The sequence below is a fragment of the Phormidium sp. FACHB-1136 genome (assembly GCF_014697375.1).
Classification (GTDB): Bacteria; Cyanobacteriota; Cyanobacteriia; order Phormidesmidales; family Phormidesmidaceae; genus Nodosilinea.
Genome location: NZ_JACJRS010000011.1, coordinates 1 through 14,823, shown reverse-complemented (window position 1 = coordinate 14,823; position 14,823 = coordinate 1). Strand labels below are relative to the sequence as shown.

At 55.1% G+C, this 14,823-nt stretch carries 16 protein-coding genes and 2 pseudogenes; 9 read left to right on the top strand and 9 right to left on the bottom strand.

The annotated features are described in order from the left end of the window. Nucleotides 1-44 precede the first annotated feature (44 nt). The 7 genes from H6G62_RS05260 (at nt 45) to H6G62_RS28525 (ending at nt 3,864) form a co-directional block, all read left to right on the top strand. Nucleotides 45-1,070: a hypothetical protein gene (locus H6G62_RS05260; RefSeq protein ID WP_190493069.1), complete on the top strand. Its 1,026-nt coding sequence runs from the start codon at nt 45-47 to the stop codon at nt 1,068-1,070. Then, nucleotides 1,027-1,233, top strand: coding sequence for a hypothetical protein (locus tag H6G62_RS05255; protein ID WP_190493068.1), 207 nt, complete (start codon nt 1,027-1,029; stop codon nt 1,231-1,233). Before H6G62_RS05260 ends, H6G62_RS05255 begins: the two co-directional genes overlap by 44 nt. Then, the gene (locus H6G62_RS05250; protein WP_190493067.1) at nt 1,220-1,558 is read left to right on the top strand and encodes a hypothetical protein; all 339 of its coding nucleotides are present in this window, start codon (nt 1,220-1,222) and stop codon (nt 1,556-1,558) included. Before H6G62_RS05255 ends, H6G62_RS05250 begins: the two co-directional genes overlap by 14 nt. Beyond that, the gene (locus H6G62_RS05245) at nt 1,555-2,223 is read left to right on the top strand and encodes a hypothetical protein (RefSeq protein ID WP_190493066.1); all 669 of its coding nucleotides are present in this window, start codon (nt 1,555-1,557) and stop codon (nt 2,221-2,223) included. The genes H6G62_RS05250 and H6G62_RS05245 overlap by 4 nt, the downstream gene beginning before the upstream one ends. Next, a complete protein-coding gene (locus tag H6G62_RS05240; protein WP_190493065.1) occupies nt 2,220-2,405 on the top strand; it encodes a hypothetical protein in 186 nt (61 codons plus the stop codon). The genes H6G62_RS05245 and H6G62_RS05240 overlap by 4 nt, the downstream gene beginning before the upstream one ends. Further along, nucleotides 2,402-2,722, top strand: coding sequence for a hypothetical protein (locus H6G62_RS05235; protein WP_190493064.1), 321 nt, complete (start codon nt 2,402-2,404; stop codon nt 2,720-2,722). Before H6G62_RS05240 ends, H6G62_RS05235 begins: the two co-directional genes overlap by 4 nt. A gap of 158 nt (nt 2,723-2,880) precedes the next feature. Further along, nucleotides 2,881-3,864 (top strand): D-Ala-D-Ala carboxypeptidase family metallohydrolase, encoded by a 984-nt coding sequence (locus tag H6G62_RS28525; protein WP_190493063.1) that lies wholly within the window; start codon nt 2,881-2,883, stop codon nt 3,862-3,864. 128 nt (nt 3,865-3,992) lie between these two features. Here H6G62_RS28525 and H6G62_RS05225 read toward each other — a convergent pair whose 3' ends face one another. From H6G62_RS05225 to H6G62_RS05210, 4 genes and pseudogenes are all read right to left on the bottom strand, one after another. Then, nucleotides 3,993-4,442: a YaiI/YqxD family protein gene (locus H6G62_RS05225; protein WP_190493062.1), complete on the bottom strand. Its 450-nt coding sequence runs from the start codon at nt 4,440-4,442 to the stop codon at nt 3,993-3,995. A gap of 3 nt (nt 4,443-4,445) precedes the next feature. Beyond that, nucleotides 4,446-5,072 carry a heme-binding protein gene (locus H6G62_RS05220; RefSeq protein ID WP_190493061.1) on the bottom strand — a complete coding sequence of 209 codons (627 nt, stop codon included), beginning with the start codon at nt 5,070-5,072 and terminating at the stop codon, nt 4,446-4,448. Between the two features lie 56 nt (nt 5,073-5,128). Continuing rightward, nucleotides 5,129-6,604 carry a fdxN element excision recombinase XisF gene (xisF, locus tag H6G62_RS05215; RefSeq protein ID WP_190493060.1) on the bottom strand — a complete coding sequence of 492 codons (1,476 nt, stop codon included), beginning with the start codon at nt 6,602-6,604 and terminating at the stop codon, nt 5,129-5,131. Between the two features lie 27 nt (nt 6,605-6,631). Beyond that, a pseudogene (locus H6G62_RS05210) lies at nt 6,632-7,546 on the bottom strand (YifB family Mg chelatase-like AAA ATPase); the annotation flags it as partial. Between the two features lie 324 nt (nt 7,547-7,870). Between H6G62_RS05210 and dxr the strand changes: the two are divergent. Both dxr and H6G62_RS05200 read left to right on the top strand, forming a co-directional pair. After that, nucleotides 7,871-9,061 (top strand): 1-deoxy-D-xylulose-5-phosphate reductoisomerase, encoded by a 1,191-nt coding sequence (gene dxr / locus H6G62_RS05205; protein ID WP_190493059.1) that lies wholly within the window; start codon nt 7,871-7,873, stop codon nt 9,059-9,061. Nucleotides 9,062-9,088: 27 nt separating this feature from the next. After that, nucleotides 9,089-9,286 carry a hypothetical protein gene (locus H6G62_RS05200; RefSeq protein WP_190493058.1) on the top strand — a complete coding sequence of 66 codons (198 nt, stop codon included), beginning with the start codon at nt 9,089-9,091 and terminating at the stop codon, nt 9,284-9,286. A gap of 64 nt (nt 9,287-9,350) precedes the next feature. Here H6G62_RS05200 and H6G62_RS05195 read toward each other — a convergent pair whose 3' ends face one another. The 5 genes and pseudogenes from H6G62_RS05195 to H6G62_RS05175 form a co-directional block, all read right to left on the bottom strand. Next, a complete protein-coding gene (locus H6G62_RS05195) occupies nt 9,351-9,809 on the bottom strand; it encodes a DUF2996 domain-containing protein (RefSeq protein WP_190493057.1) in 459 nt (152 codons plus the stop codon). Nucleotides 9,810-10,059: 250 nt separating this feature from the next. Continuing rightward, the gene (gene gmd / locus H6G62_RS05190) at nt 10,060-11,133 is read right to left on the bottom strand and encodes a GDP-mannose 4,6-dehydratase (protein WP_190493056.1); all 1,074 of its coding nucleotides are present in this window, start codon (nt 11,131-11,133) and stop codon (nt 10,060-10,062) included. A gap of 224 nt (nt 11,134-11,357) precedes the next feature. After that, nucleotides 11,358-12,428, bottom strand: a complete 1,071-nt coding sequence (locus tag H6G62_RS05185) for a folate-binding protein YgfZ (protein WP_190493055.1) — start codon at nt 12,426-12,428, stop codon at nt 11,358-11,360. Between the two features lie 168 nt (nt 12,429-12,596). Further along, a complete protein-coding gene (gene rpmF, locus H6G62_RS05180) occupies nt 12,597-12,773 on the bottom strand; it encodes a 50S ribosomal protein L32 (protein WP_190493054.1) in 177 nt (58 codons plus the stop codon). A gap of 758 nt (nt 12,774-13,531) precedes the next feature. Beyond that, nucleotides 13,532-14,459 (bottom strand): annotated as a pseudogene (locus H6G62_RS05175) (IS1 family transposase); the annotation flags it as partial. Nucleotides 14,460-14,823 lie beyond the last annotated feature (364 nt).

Sequence of the window (14,823 nt, the reverse complement as noted above, 5' to 3'; positions counted from 1 at the left end):
GGCCAGAAATCCAGGGGCGTTTTCGTAATAATGCTTTACTGATCATGCCAGAAAATCAATCAAAACGGGAGTTCCAATCTCCCCCAAAATCCTCTGATGAGAGGGTAGCCCCCCACCTACGGCTCACCCCAGAAGAAGTCCTAGAGAATTGGCGGAACCACTTCTATACCCCCGCTGGCTACCTCTATCACCTCATCCTGGCCCTACGCCGCGAGGGCTGGTGGTATCGCATCGACAATATCTCCGACTTTTGCCGCAAGTGGGAACTCAACCGCCGCACCTTCTATCGAGTGAAGGCCGAGTTAATACTGATAGGCAAGCTCGAAGAAAGTATCACTGGCAACATCGACCTACGGATTCCCGATGTGAGTCAATTTGACTCACCTGTGTCACCAGGATCACAAGGTGTGTCACCAGGATCACAGGTTGTGTCACACGGATCACAACTGTCGCTCGAAACTGGCTCTGAGCAAGGCTTTCCAGACCCTACAGATCTCTTACAGATCTCTTACAGCTTTAAAGAAAGAGAGAGAGAAGCGGAAAAGTTTTCCACAGGTGTAACAAAAAACGAGCACACCGAACCGATACCGCAAGACTGTCCCCCTTGGTCAGAGCCAACCGAGAGTCCCCCACCACCCCAGGAGCCACCGGAGGGGACAAAATGTTCCGCCGCCGCCGAGGACGATTTTTTTGATTGGGTGCTGACCTACAAAGTCCCGCGCCTCCCCCAGCGGCCAGCCTCCCCTAGAAGCGCTGCTAAGGGCTGGATAGAGAAACATGGCCCACAGCTACGAGCCGAGTACCGAACGTGGCTTGCTGGGCCGCAGAGGGATAGCCCAGGCCACAATGACAGCCCACCCCCACCCCGCCTACCGCCCCCCGTTGAAGAAGACCCCGATGACCGTCTGAGGCGCTACCAAGCGCTGTGGCAAAACCCGGTCTGTCGTAGCGGCATTCGTCGAGCGATTGAAGAAAACCCTGACTGGAACCTCACTATCGGCCCCGATGGGCCAAAGGAGAAGACCGATGACGACCCAACCCCTAACCCAAGTGAAGCCCCCCCAATTTGACCTGTACGAGTTGGTAGAGGTGGCCTGGAATGACCAATACTTTGCCACCCGTGTTGTCCGGCGTTGGCTCGACTGGGACAACGGGGCCTGGTGGTACGAGGTGGCTGGACAGCCGGGGAAGTTTCCAGAGAGTGCCCTGGAGGTGCGCGATGCCGATGATTAAGGCCCGATACCCCGCCACCTGGCCCACTATCGCCCTGGCGGTGAAGGAACGGACTAACTGGTGCTGCCAAGAATGCGGTCGCCAGTGCCAGCGGCCCGATGAATCCCCAGAACACTTTCAGCGCCGGATTGGTAGGGCCAAGCCCCGACAATACCTGCTGACGGTGGCCCACCTGGATCAAGACCCGACTAACTGTTCTGGAGACAACTTAAAAGCCCTCTGTACGGTCTGCCACCTGCGCTATGACCGCCAGTTCCGTGCGAGGCAACGCGCCCTGAAACGCGAATGGTTTGGACAACTCAACCTCATGGAGGCCATGGAATGAAACCCCTGATTGGTCAACAACTCGCCCTGCTGCCCGAAGTCGATCCCTACTGGCTCAGCAATCCGGCCCAGTCCTGTCCTACGGGTCAGTCCTACGGGACTGTCTTGGACAATCCTCTATCCCCAGAACCGTTGCTTGGCCCCTTGGCCATGATCCATCGAGATCTGTTGCGCCGAGTGGTGGCGGAGGAACCCCCCAGCTATGGCCAGCGGCCACCATCCCCAGAACAAGCCTTTGCCATTGGGGACGAGGTGAAGATTCTAGATGTGCAGCCCCACCAGTCGAAGGCGTGGATTGGCAAGCGGGGGACTGTTCATCGGTTGAGTCGTACCCGTGTTTGGGTGAAGCTGCCCATCCTCCACAGCCACCGGACGGTAGAGCTACCCTTTCCCGTGGATTGTCTAGAACGATGCTCAGTGGTGCGGAAACGGCCCCAGCGCCGCCATAGTCCGAAGGGGAAAGCCTCTGGGTGGTTGGAGGAACGCCAGGGCAACAAGAAGCGCAAGACTCCTAGCATTAGCTACTACTACGGTTGGTTGGAAGAGGGAGTTTGCCGCAAGCGGTATGTGCCAGCCGGGAAGGTCTACCGAGTCAACGAGATGATCCAGCAGCGGCGACCTGTGGCTGAGATTCTGGCCTTCATTGGGGAGAAGAAGAAATCATGAAAGACCCCCGCCCCATCACCGAGATTGGTTTTAGCCTTCAACTGCTGAATCTAGGTATTCCCCTGAACGAAGCTGACCAGGCCGCCCAGATCCTCTATCAAGATGCCTTTGGCCCTAGGACAGCCGAGCAGCAGGCGCTCATTTACCAGGTCTGGCAGAAACTTCGGGAGATGAACCCATGATCATCAAGGCCATTGACCTCCAGACGGAGGATAAATTCGACCTCCCCGCCACCGGGGACGGCAACTGGGTAGACTGGCTGGCCACCCAAGGCTACCTGATTCACGACCGCATCTCTTTGGGCTACATCGCCCTAGAACTCTACTGTTGTGAAGGTTCTGGGGTCTATGCCATCTACCATCCCTCGATCCAAGGACTCAGCATCGACTGTTTATTTTTCAACATTCCGAGCGAGGACGCCGCCCAGGATCTCATTGACCTGGCTCAGCAGATGGTCTCCATGCTAGACGCGCTGGCTCAGTCCCAGGCCAGACCATGAACATAGTCAGTCTAGGTGGCATTACGAATGCTCAACAGTCGCGGCTGATGGCGCAAATTTTCTTTGCCTCTTTTTAAGGGATTCTTAAGTGTTCTGGGTAGCGAGATGTCCTGCTGTTAGCATGGATTGAATCTTGCCTAGGCTAAGGATTTGATCCTGTGAAAGACGTAGAAGAGTCCCCGACAGACATTGAAGTTCAAGATAGTGAACTAAAGTTAAAGCTGCTGGAGCTAAACCTCAAGAAGAAAGAACTTGAAATTCAGGAAAAAAGCTTAACTCTGAATCACAATCTTGAAAAATTTAAGGTTTTAACTACAGGTGTAGCCGTCACTTTGATAACTAGCATCATAAGTTGGCAGCTTCAAAATCAAAAGGTTGAAATAGAACGACTATCTAGTGAACAACAATACATCGCTGGCTTTGCTGAGCAAGCCTTACAGGCTGACCTAAGAAATCGTTATGCCTTTGCAGATTATCTTTCAACAATCGCTCACTCTAAGAGTTCGCGGGCTAGGTGGACTGCTTACAAGGATAGAGTTCAATCCGCTATCAGGCTAGAGGAAAGCAAAGAAGCAGATATCGATGAGCTAAGGGATCAAATTGCTGAATTATCCTTAGATCCAGCCAAGAATAAAGAGGAGATTGAAAGCCTTGAAAGATTAATTAGTGAGAAAGAAAGAGATTTGAAGCGTTTCCAGGATTCGCAAACCGTGACGGTTCCCTCTTCAGGATTTATGTTTACCTATGATTCTAATTCTCCTATCACTGAGGAAACACGATTTTTATGGAAGGATGCTATTATTTCACCGACAGGAAAGGAGTCTATTCCTACTAGCCAAAATATTGTTGACAACATTGTTAAGATGGCCCTTGTCTTGAAAGAGGTAGAAAGTCTTGTTGGTAAGCCTGTCACTATACATTCATGGTTTAGATCGCCTGAATATAATACCAGTATTGGTGGGGCTTCTCTGTCAAGACATCTTTTGGGAGATGCGGTTATTATTTCTACAGAAGGGATGTCAAGCCAAGAGCTTTATGAAAAACTCGATTCCTGGTGGGGTAGTCGTGGTGGTCTAGCTAAATCATCTACGGTTCCCAATGCAGTTCATGTTGATGGACGAGGTGTTCGGGTAAGATGGTAATTGGTAGGGCACCTCGAAAAATACAAATCTTATTGAGAATGGGCACGAGACTCCAATGGTTCCAGGCTCTTCAGATTCGCAATAAGGCAATTAATCGAGGTGCCCTGTGTAGTAGATCGTTGCCACCACTAGCGGCAATGTTTGGTCAAAAAACGGTCTAGTTGATTCGCAAAGGCTCCTGTGACCCGCTGATTAAAGGGGGCAGGGCCACCCGTATCTACGCCAGAACTGCGTAATTCATTTAGGAAATTTCGCATGGACAATCGTTCTCGGATATTGCCCTGGTCGTAGAATTCGCCTCTGGGATTCAGGGCAAAGGCTCCTTTATCGATGGCTTCAGCAGCAAGGGGAATATCAGCCGTAATGACGAGATCCCCGGCCTGTAGATGCTGCACGATGTAGTTATCGGCAATGTCTAAGCCAGAGCGCACCTGCACAAATTCAATGTAGGGGGAGCCAGGAATTTGTAGCTCCTGGTTGGCCACCAATGTTGTTTTGATCTCAACCCGTTTTGCGGCTCGAAATAGGATCTCCTTAATCACATTGGGGCAAGCGTCCGCGTCAACCCATATCTCCATCACCTAGCCGCCTGTTGCTGTCCTATCAATGACCTGAACGGGAATCTGTACGTCGCTACGCTTCACTATGTCGGGTAGGAAGGGGCCATCGTAGAAGAACCGCCGAGGTTGGCCAATGGCTTCATACTCTGGATGAGCCGCTAACCATGCCTGAAGTTGTTGCAGGCTGGTGCTGTAGCTGGCTATATCGTAGCGACCCCTGGTGCCAATGCTCACCACGGTCATGGCTGAGATGTCTTCAACCACAATGTTCTGGGCCACCTCACTGGGCACGATGTCGAGGTTGCGGTAGAGGAAAGATACTGCCGCTTCTCCCTCGGTGGTCTGTCCTTCTAGGGTGGCCACGGGGTAACGGGTCTCAACGGGGGCGGTCATGGAAATATCATTGCTGCTGATATGGCGAAACAGGGGGGAGAAGCCACGGGAGGGGGCATCCTCTAAGTCGCCCGTCATCTGGACGGTCGCGGCTCGGTAGGGTGGGTAATGCTTAACCTCAATCTGTCCCTCTGGGCTAGGGGCTGGAAACCCGTCTGGCAGGGGCGCGGAGGCCGCACTACGAACCCCCAGGGCCAGCACAGTAACGCCAAGGGCAATCACCCCCAACACCAATAGTCCCTGACTTAGCTTCATGGCCTAACCTGTGCTATTTCCTTCAGTCTAACGATCCCCCTTCAGTGGGTGGGGCATTAAACCCGTAGCTCCACTCGCTCTACCTGTCCATCCCTGACGATCACCCGTTCCACCAATTCTCGGTAGAGGTCGCGCTTTTGCTCAGGGGTGAGGGTTTTCCAGTACAGGGGATCACCAAAGGTCTGGAGCAAAAGATCCCGTTGCCCTGAACTGAGGGTAGTGGATGCCTGCTGTTTGTGTCGGTAAGCGTCAATCTGTTGTTTTAGGTCTGCCACAATTACCGCCGCACGACTGCCTGGAGCATTGAGGTAGTAGGCCAACTCTACCTTGAGAGCCTGTAGTTCGGGGGGATCGACCTGTTCCTCGGTGGCTTCAGCCGTCGCACTAATCGTTCCCGCCCGACTGACTAAAGCTTCGATGACCGCTATTTCTACTTTTTCCATCCGCACGACTGATTTCTGATTGCATGACCGCATCCGCCAGTTTTTGCACTGAAAGTAGTAGTTAATCTCCGGCTCAATGCCCAGGCGCTTGGCTCGATGGTAGTTCCTCTGCCCAGTGAGCGAGTAGCAGGAACTCCGACACTCACCACAGATCACCAGTCCCGACAGGGGATACTTCAAAGCTGTACTGCCAAATCCCCTCACCCGCTGGTTGTGCTGCAAAATAGCCTCGATTTTTCGGCTCTCTTCATCCGACACCATCCGCTGGTCGGGGTGCGTATTGTGGTGGATTGTCCAATCTTGCCTAGGTAAACGTTGGCCATCCTGTTTTCGTAGGTAGCAGAGGTGTCCCTGAAGGACAGGATTGATTAACCACTCTCGCAGCCCCCCAGGACTGAAGTGGAATAGCCCTCGTGCCGCTCGCCCACCTCGGCGATGTGGGCCTTGATTATGTGAAAAAGTGTAGATGCCGTACTTCTGGTTAATCACCCGCAGGCACTTTCTCAGGGTTTTCTCCGTTAGAAAGGTCTCTACAATCTCACGGGCGATCTCAGCCCTAGATCGTTCTTGCCTGGTATCTAGGAGGCATAGGCATGGCTCATGGTCGAGACAATGCTTATCGCCTAGCTTGACATAGCCGAAGGGAGGATTCATCGCAACCTGTCGCTTCCTCAAATGTGACCACCCATGCCGTACCCGCTCAGATAGCCGATCCACCTCCATCTCTGCGAGGGCACCCAGCATATTCAGGTGAAACTTCCCTGCTGCGGTGGATAAGTCCACGCTGTCGTCGAGAGCCTTCATGTTGACCCCATTCTCGCGGAACTCGTCTAGCACTTTGCGTAGGGTAATCAGTGAGCGGGTGAAACGGTCAAGTCGAGTAATGACCACCTCATCGATGGCCCTGCTTCTCACCAAGTCCATGACCAGGTTGAAGCCCTTGCGGTCGTCCTTGGTGCCAGACTCCACATCAGAGTAGATTTCCTCCACCCCAGCTACCCGGAGCCGCTGCATCTGCTGCTCTAGGGCATGGCTGTTTTCGGCCTGTTCCCTACTGCTAACCCTTGCGTAACCAATCTGTTTAGCCATAGCCAATGAATTTACCATTGTCTAGCTATCTAGGAAAAGGACGCCACGGTGGGCCAGGGAGATTTCCCCCGGTTTGGGGTAGCTGCCGCCGCCCACCAGGGAAGGGCCAGAGGCGGAATGGTGGGGGCTGCGAAAGGGGCGAGTGTTGACCAGGGTGCCCTTTTCCTTCAGCAGTCCGGCCACGGAATGAATTTGGGTGACATCCAGGGCTTCCTCAAACTGCAACGGCGGCAGGATGGAGGGTAAGCGCCGAGCCAGCATGGTTTTGCCACTACCGGGTGGCCCCACGAAGATCAGATTATGGCCCCCAGCGGCGGCAATTTCCAGGGCGCGTCGGGCCTGGGCTTGGCCCTTTACATCCCGCAAATCGAGGGCTCCGGCGTGGTTGGTTTCTAGGCTGCGTTCATCGTTGACCACGGGGCTATGGTTGCCAGGATTATTGAGAAAATCTGCGACTTCCGAAACATGTTTGAAGCCGTAAACCGTTAGACCGGGCACCACAGCGGCTTCTCGGCCATTGTCGGCAGGTACCACAAGGCCACGTATTCCCAATTTTTGGGCAGCGGCAGCAATGGGCAACACCCCAGCTACAGCCCGCAAACTGCCATCCAGGGAAACTTCCCCTAGGAAGAGAAGATCATTCAGGGCGTCGGTTTGCACCTGTTCGGCGGCAGCGAGGATGCCCACGCTGATGGGTAGGTCAAAAATTGGCCCTTCCTTCCGCAAGTCCGCTGGGGTAAGGTTAATCACTACCTTGCGCATAGGGAAGGGAAAGCCCGCATTTTTCAGTGCCGCTTTCACCCGTTCCCGCGATTCCTGTACGGCGGTATCGGGCAGACCCACAATCACCACCCCTGGTAATCCACCGGATAAGTCTACCTCCACCCCAACCTTGAGGGCATCAATGCCCATCAACGATGCACTCCAAACTCTGGCCAACATGGTGCGTCCCCTTGCAAATGCCATCGCTAGTGTGCCCAGCCCAAACCTAAAATTCACCCCCTAGCCCGACGCCAGCCCCACCATCCGCCATTCGGCTCAGACGGCCCTACCCCTCGCAGGTTATTCCCCTCATCGCCGCCCTAACGTCAGCAGGAAACCTGGGCCACCCCCCTAGGCAAAGACCCCCATGCACTGAATGGAGGCTACGCCGCCCTCGGCCTTCAAGCGCCTGTAAAGCTTTTAGCCTTTGGGCGTTGGAGCCGAGTGTTGATTCCCGTAACATGAGATTCTAGAGTCATTGCCCACCTAGCCCTGAGGACGCCTGTGAAAGCTATCACCCTGCTTGGATCAACCGGGTCGATTGGTACCCAGACCTTGGATATTCTGGAGCACCACCCCGATCAGTTTCGCCTGGTGGGAATTGCGGCAGGGAATAACGTAGATCTGTTGGCCCAGCAGGTGCGGCAGTTTCGGCCCGAAATGGTGGCGATTTGCAATGCGGAACGGGTGGGCGAACTGCGCGAGGCGTTGGCGGGGTTAGACCCGATGCCCCAAATTTTGGCTGGGGAAGAGGGCGTGGTGGAGGTGGCCCGCTATGGCGATGCGGAGGCCGTTGTCACTGGGATTGTGGGCTGTGCCGGATTGTTGCCCACCCTGGCGGCGATTGAGGCCGGGAAAGATATTGCCCTTGCCAACAAGGAAACCCTGATCGCCGGAGGCCCAGCGGTGTTGCCCCTGGTGGAAAAGCATGGGGTGAAGCTACTCCCCGCCGACTCGGAGCATTCCGCCATTTTTCAGTGCTTACAGGGGGTGCCCCAGGGTGGGCTGCGGCGCATTTTGTTGACGGCTTCCGGCGGTGCCTTCCGGGATTGGCCCGTGGAAAAGCTGGTTCAAGTCACCGTGGCTGATGCCCTCAAGCATCCCAACTGGTCGATGGGCCGCAAAATCACCGTCGATTCCGCCACCCTGATGAACAAGGGCCTGGAGGTGATCGAGGCCCACTATCTGTTTGGCCTAGACTACGACCATATCGACATCGTCATCCATCCTCAGAGTATCATTCACTCGTTGATTGAGCTGCAAGATACCTCGGTGCTGGCCCAACTGGGCTGGCCGGATATGCGTCTGCCCCTGCTCTACGCCCTCTCCTGGCCAGAGCGCATCTACACCGACTGGGAACCGCTGGATTTGGTGAAGGCGGGCAATCTCACCTTCCGCGAACCCGACCACGCCAAATATCCCTGCATGGAATTGGCCTACGCCGCCGGACGGGCCGGGGGCACCATGACCGCCGTGCTCAACGCCGCCAACGAGCAAGCTGTCGCCCTGTTTCTGGACGAAAAAATCCGCTTCCTGGACATTCCCAAGGTGATCGAAGGAGTCTGTGAGCGACACCAATCCCACAACGTCGCCCAGCCCGTTTTGGCCGATATCCTGGCGGCTGACCAATGGGCCAGATCTGAGGTGATTAGCGTCAGTCAGTCCTTGTCGAGGCCCACGGTCGTTTCCCACTAACTTCAAACCGCACGAGGGAGGTGTCCGATGGAGTGGGCGATTGTTCTGGGAGCCATCATCCTGGCCCTGCTGATTGTGGGGTGGGTGTTTAAGCTGATTAAAAATACCGTCAAAACCATCCTGCTGGTGGCCTTTTTGTTCACCGCCCTTTATGTGCTGTGGGGCATTGGCCCCGCCGATCTGTGGGAACAGTTGCAGCAGTGGCTAGGGCTAGGGCAGCCCTAGCCAGCCCCGCCTATGCAGCCCAACCCTTACGCGATGTTTCTCCAACCCTTTGGGCATGACAGGATTAATTGCGCACCAGCCACTTCTGGCCGTTGAGTCGTTGCAGGGTGTAGAGCACCATCAAATCGAGGGTGATTTTGCGCTCGTCGCCCATGAATTGCTCGATGGTGCTGGGTTCGCTACCGCCATCGGCTAGGTAAAACAGCTTGGGGCTAGTGATGCTGTCCTTCAGAAAGGCGATGGTGAACTGGCGGCTATCCCCTAGCCATTGGCCCTTCACCTGCCAGTAGGCTTCGCCATCGGCAACCCCAAACACCGCGAGGGGCTGCTGGGCAAAACTGAGCTTGATATCGCCCATGCCCTTGTCCTTCAGGGCGGCTTCGAGGGTGGGCAGGAAGTGCTGCTGGATAAATTCCGGGAAGGGTTTATCCTCTAGGGCCGGGGGTTTTTCCTTTTTAGGAGCCTTGGCGGCGGGCTTGGCATCGGCAGCAGGGGCCGCTTGAGGAGTCTTTTCGTCAGCCATAGATCGCAGTACTAAATCGACAACCGAAATTGGACAACCGAGACAGGATCATCGAATCCGTCAGCCCTGGGGTCGGGGAAAAGCCCTTCCAGTAAACAGATGATGATCCCCCTCAGCCCATGGGACACCTCCATACTAAGGGAAAGCTCTCGCGAAAAGACCTTTCCCCCAGAAAAGTGTCCAGAAAAGCGCCCCCAAAAAGTGCCCCCAAAAGGCGTCTCCCAAAAGCACCCGAGAAAACGCCGCTCCCCTAGCCCTGGGGCGACAGATGCAGCATTTCCTTGCGCAGGGTGGCCACGTCGTTGGTGGGGCCATTGCCGTGGGTGATGCCCACCGCTTCCAGATCCGCCTCGACCATCAGATGCACCAGTTGCTCGAAGGTGACGGTGGGTTCCCATCCGAGCTGCTGGCGGGCTTTGGTGGAGTCGCCAATCAACAGTTCCACCTCGGCGGGGCGTAGGTAGCGGGGGTCGAACTCCACATAGTCATGCCAGTCGAGGTTGACGTGGTTGAAGGCGATATCGAGGAACTCGCGGATGGAGTGGGTTTCGTTGGTGGCCACCACGTAGTCGTCGGGCTGGTCTTGCTGAAGCATCAGCCACATGGCCTTTACATAGTCCTTGGCGTAGCCCCAGTCGCGCTTCGAGTCCAAATTGCCTAGGTACAGCTTCTTCTGTTGCCCTGCCACGATGCGGGCCACGGCGCGGGTAATTTTGCGAGTCACAAAGGTTTCGCCCCGACGGGGGGATTCGTGGTTAAACAAAATGCCGTTGCAGGCAAACAGGTTGTAGGACTCGCGGTAGTTGATGGTTTGCCAGTGGGCGTAGACCTTAGCACAGGCGTAGGGGCTGCGGGGATAGAAGGGGGTGGTTTCCTTCTGGGGGATTTCCTGCACCTTACCAAACATTTCCGACGATCCAGCCTGGTAGAAGCGCACCTCAGAGTTCGTCCGATGTTGGTAATCGCGGATGGCCTCTAGTAGGCGCAGGGTGCCCATGGCCACGGTGTCGGTGGTGTATTCCGGCGAATCGAAGCTGACCCGTACATGGGACTGGGCTCCTAGGTTGTAGACCTCCTGGGGCTCCACCTGCTCCAGCAAACGACGCATCATGGTACCATCCGTGAGGTCGCCGTAGTGCAAAAATAGCCGTGCTTCTTCGTTGTGCGGGTCAACGTAGACATGATCCAGGCGGTCGGTATTGAAGGTGGAGGTGCGGCGGATGATGCCATGCACTTCGTAGCCTTTTTCTAGCAGCAACTCGGCTAGATAGGATCCGTCTTGCCCCGTAATACCCGTCAATAATGCACGCTTGCGTTGGCTCATAGCTGTCTTATCTCATATACAAATCGGTAATGCGAAGGTGATGGACTGGGCAGAGACGGGCTCTGGTGTGGTTAGGTCACCGCTGTTTTCTCCACCGGGGCGGCTTTGCGTCCATCCGACCGTGGGGCCATCAATACAAGAATCACCTTACTTTTCAGGGTACCCACGGAAGCCGCAGAAGTTAGCAGCAACGACCCAAGCGTCCTGCCTGTGAACCTCCAGCCTTAGACTTGGCTGGTCAGGCTTTCCTCCGCGAGATAGCCCCGTGATAAAAAGGGAACCTCGACCACCTCGGCCACGGCAGACCCAGCGGTGACAGTTAACCCCTGCCCCCCGGCCTTGGTACGTAGATACCCCAAACCCAGAACACCGGATTCGGTGTCAATAACGCTGGTTACCCATCCTACCTTGTTCTCCCCCAGGTAGAGGGGATCACCGGGGGCAACCCCCTGGCTGAGGCGCAGCCCCCAAAGCTGTTGCTTCACCCCCCGATAGGTATTCAGGCGGGCAATGGTTTCTTGGCCGATGTAACAGCCCTTATCAAAGGACAGGGTGTGCCACAGCCCTGCCTCCAGGGGGTTCACCTCCTCGGTAAGTTCGGCACCGGGCACCGGACGCCCCTGCTGAATCCGCCACCCTTCCCAAAGGCGTTCTCCGGCAGGGATGGCTCCGCCTTGGGTGCAGCGCTGCCACACCTCAGCGGCGGTAGCCAGCGGGCCAAACAGGGTATATCCCGCCCCACCCAGGCCACCGCCCACCGCTACTCGCCATCCGGTTGCCCCCAGGGGAGAATGCTGGCCGTAGGGGCTATTCGGCGCTAGGCGAATCCCCTGGGATTGCACTAGGGCTTGGCTCCCTGGCCCCAGCAAGGAAAACAGCCCCATCTGTCCGGTGTAGTTGGTCAAATGCACCTTATCCGCCGGAAAAATGTAGCGATCCATCCAGTCCAGTAGCCGCTGATCCTGGCCGGGAGACGTCACAATCCACAGACTGTCTTCCGTGGCGTAGACCGTTGCCAAATCTAGGGTGCGGGCCGTTGCGGTGACAAACACCGTGTCGCAGCCCTCCCCTGGTTGGCGTTGGGTAAAGGCGTTGGTAGTTTGATTGTGGATGAACCGCAGCCGATCCGCCCCGGTCATCTCCAACATCCCCCAATGGCTACGATCCACGAGAACGACTCCGGTCGTCACGGCCGCCAAGGCCACCTCGTCATTGCCAAAGCTGAGCGGTGGCCCCTGGGGTGCATCAAACACAGCGCCTTGGGTGGATTGAATGGTTTGGAGGTCTGAGGTCATGACAGTGAATAGTAGTACATTTCAGCGCTTCAGGAACCTGAGGGCGATAACCGGATCATTTTGGCCGAGGCTAGGCATGATTCAACCTACGCAAAAAGCAGGGCAAAAGGCTTGCCCTGCTCACCAATAGTCGGATTCCCATGGTTACGCCTGTGCGAAAGGGAGCGGCTACTCTTCGTCTTCGTCGTCCTCATCGGAGGGGTAGACAAAGCTGGTGGAACGACCCGTCAACACCGACTTACCCAAAGACAGCGCCTTTTGGGCCTGAAGGGTAGCGGTGCGTCTCCATGTAGCCCGACGCTGGTCGCGCTTTTGTTTGGAGGTTTTCTTCTTAGGAACCGCCATGGCTGCAATACGATAAACTTTACAACCTTACCAGCATACGACAAAAGCCATAGGTTAAGCAATCAATACCTGCGCCCCCCCAGGGCAAACGCATACTCGCGCTTTTCTCAATAAGGAGCCTGAAAAGCTAGCTTGTTGAGAATAATGGGGCCATTTTGATGGCTTCCAATGGCTGAAAGCCTTATTCTTGCGCCGAAATCGATTTAGTATACGTTTGCCCTGAGAGGATGACTTTGCAGCGGCACGGCGAGCCATTTAGCCATTTTGAGCTATGCCTACGATGAGTAGAGCCTCCATCCAGGGACACCTTTGTTTAGGATATTGGGGCATTAGAATGTCTTCGCCAACAGTATCATTGGTGGAAAGACGGTGCTGACTCAAGATTTCAAAGGGTCGCCAATTCTAGAATGAAGTGCAACACCTAGAAGCGTCCCGTAGAGGGGCTCATAGGATAGTCTGATGTTTACCACAACAAAAAGACACCCTATGAGTTATACCCATCTGAACGCTTCTGAGCGGGGCACCTCGAAAAATACAAATCCTATTGAGAATGACAACAAGATTTCAATGGTTTTGAAATCCAGGGAGTCGCAATAAGGAATTAATCGAGGTGCCCACACAAGAAAAAATAAATGCCAACCTGCGGAATGTCGATTTTATTCAAGATGATTTTGACCAACGGCTAAGTTTTGCATGAATCTAATCACATAAGAGCGGTAAAAAAGTCAAAGTCGACTTTTCCACAGGGCACTGGTTCGTTAAAGTGGGAGGGCTTCAAAGCCCCTGGGATTGAGCAATTCAGCCATCGAGATGGGGCGAGTCGTGAAGCCCATCGCCATCGCGGGGGTCTGCTTGCCCTGGAGTCCCCAGTGGGGGCGTACCCAATTATGAATCAACCGCTGAACGTCCAAACTGCGCTGTAAGCCCTCGGTGGTTTTGGCATAGAGGTTTTGGCGGCGGCGGTAGGCACTACAGCGTCGCCTTAGGGCCGCATTGTTCGCCTCGTTATGATTCGCATGGACCTCGGATGCCGGACTTAGGGCGGTGAAAGGATGATCCACCTTGAGCCAGACGACCCGCCGTTGCCCTTGGGAACCCTTAATCTTGATCGCTACTTCCAAGCCTTCCCGCCACACCTTGCGGAAGGGATAGGTGGCCGCTAAACCCTGGTGGGACAACCGCTCACTGGCCAGAGGCCAGAGGGCTTTGCCATACCGTCGCTCCCCGTCGGTGAACCAGCGGATGGTGCTGGCCCCTTGCGCCCAGGCCCAGGTGTCCTGAGTCCCCTGGGTAAACAGGGTCTCATCTTTGCGCCCCGCCTGCGCTGTTACCCAGTAACGACTCTCCCGCTCCAAAAACGTCAGCGTCCAACCCTGACTCGCCTGAGGGGGGAAAATTCTCGCCCACGCGAGTGTACCGTTCATCCCCTTCTAGCGTGATCTCGCTCCCCTCAGGGGCGGGCGGTGACCACGCCTCTCCCTGACGGGCTAACCGCTCTTCCCACCGTATAATCGTCGCATGGGACTTGCCGTACACCCGTCCGGTGGCCCGCATCCCCATCCCTTCGCTCCGACTCTTGAGGGCGTATTCGACCACCGTGGACGAGGTACGCAGGCGAGCCATTGGGGTGCCTGTGCGTTCGTTAAAGTTGTGAACGCAGCTTCGGCAGCGGTAGTACTGCACCATCTGGTGGGCACCTCGAAAAATACTGAAGACACTGTCTCACAATGAGACTCACGCCGAAATCCAGACTCCTGAAATATTTGCTAATAGGGCACCTCGAAAAATACTGAAGACACTGTCTCACAATGAGACTCACGCCGAAATCCAAACTCCTGAAATATTTGCTAATAGTCCAATATTTGATCATTAGTATTTGGATTCTTAAAGAGATAGTCGATAGACACAAAAAGATGAGATCATAGATAATATAAATCACTCATTTCTCATCAGGACTATGGGACAAAAAGGATTCTGGGACTTTGAGGAACGCCAGCAGGAATTGCTCAACAAAAATAAAACCTTAAAATATCTCAATGACATTATTCCT

What these genes read in the sequence shown, in the direction of transcription:
- xisF (WP_190493060.1), bottom strand. Translation starts at nt 6,604, where the DNA reads ATGGCTAAACAGATTGGTTACGCAAGGGTTAGCAGTAGGGAACAGGCC.
- H6G62_RS05240 (WP_190493065.1), top strand. Translation starts at nt 2,220, where the DNA reads ATGAAAGACCCCCGCCCCATCACCGAGATTGGTTTTAGCCTTCAACTG.
- H6G62_RS05245 (WP_190493066.1), top strand. Translation starts at nt 1,555, where the DNA reads ATGAAACCCCTGATTGGTCAACAACTCGCCCTGCTGCCCGAAGTCGAT.
- rpmF (WP_190493054.1), bottom strand. Translation starts at nt 12,773, where the DNA reads ATGGCGGTTCCTAAGAAGAAAACCTCCAAACAAAAGCGCGACCAGCGT.
- H6G62_RS05195 (WP_190493057.1), bottom strand. Translation starts at nt 9,809, where the DNA reads ATGGCTGACGAAAAGACTCCTCAAGCGGCCCCTGCTGCCGATGCCAAG.
- H6G62_RS05200 (WP_190493058.1), top strand. Translation starts at nt 9,089, where the DNA reads ATGGAGTGGGCGATTGTTCTGGGAGCCATCATCCTGGCCCTGCTGATT.
- H6G62_RS05255 (WP_190493068.1), top strand. Translation starts at nt 1,027, where the DNA reads ATGACGACCCAACCCCTAACCCAAGTGAAGCCCCCCCAATTTGACCTG.
- H6G62_RS05220 (WP_190493061.1), bottom strand. Translation starts at nt 5,072, where the DNA reads ATGAAGCTAAGTCAGGGACTATTGGTGTTGGGGGTGATTGCCCTTGGC.
- H6G62_RS05250 (WP_190493067.1), top strand. Translation starts at nt 1,220, where the DNA reads ATGCCGATGATTAAGGCCCGATACCCCGCCACCTGGCCCACTATCGCC.
- gmd (WP_190493056.1), bottom strand. Translation starts at nt 11,133, where the DNA reads ATGAGCCAACGCAAGCGTGCATTATTGACGGGTATTACGGGGCAAGAC.
- H6G62_RS05260 (WP_190493069.1), top strand. Translation starts at nt 45, where the DNA reads ATGCCAGAAAATCAATCAAAACGGGAGTTCCAATCTCCCCCAAAATCC.
- H6G62_RS05235 (WP_190493064.1), top strand. Translation starts at nt 2,402, where the DNA reads ATGATCATCAAGGCCATTGACCTCCAGACGGAGGATAAATTCGACCTC.
- H6G62_RS05225 (WP_190493062.1), bottom strand. Translation starts at nt 4,442, where the DNA reads ATGGAGATATGGGTTGACGCGGACGCTTGCCCCAATGTGATTAAGGAG.
- H6G62_RS05185 (WP_190493055.1), bottom strand. Translation starts at nt 12,428, where the DNA reads ATGACCTCAGACCTCCAAACCATTCAATCCACCCAAGGCGCTGTGTTT.